Source organism: Streptococcus sp. HMSC034E03 (assembly GCF_001811505.1).
GTDB lineage: Bacteria > Bacillota > Bacilli > Lactobacillales > Streptococcaceae > Streptococcus.
This window is the reverse complement of the sequence record NZ_KV804908.1, coordinates 1-500: the sequence shown is the minus strand read 5'-3', so window position 1 is coordinate 500 and position 500 is coordinate 1. Positions and strand designations below refer to the sequence as shown.

Sequence of the window (500 nt, the reverse complement as noted above, 5' to 3'; positions counted from 1 at the left end):
GGTTTCCCTACGGCTCCGTCTCTTCAACTTAACCTCGCATCATATCGTAACTCGCCGGTTCATTCTACAAAAGGCACGCTCTCACCCATTAACGGGCTCGAACTTGTTGTAGGCACACGGTTTCAGGTTCTATTTCACTCCCCTCCCGGGGTGCTTTTCACCTTTCCCTCACGGTACTGGTTCACTATCGGTCACTAGGGAGTATTTAGGGTTGGGAGATGGTCCTCCCAGATTCCGACGGGATTTCGCGTGTCCCGCCGTACTCAGGATACTGCTAGGTACAAAGACTATTTTAAATACGAGGCTATCACTCTCTTTGGCTGATCTTCCCAAATCATTCTTCTATAGTCTTTGAGTCCACATTGCAGTCCTACAACCCCGAAGAGTAAACTCTTCGGTTTGCCCTCCTGCCGTTTCGCTCGCCGCTACTAAGGCAATCGCTTTTGCTTTCTCTTCCTGCAGCTACTTAGATGTTTCAGTTCACTGCGTCTTCCTCCTCA

The 500-nt window shown here is 49.6% G+C and carries 1 rRNA gene; it reads right to left on the bottom strand.

Annotated elements, in window-relative coordinates:
* Positions 1–500 (bottom strand): 23S ribosomal RNA (locus HMPREF2805_RS00005); the annotation flags it as partial.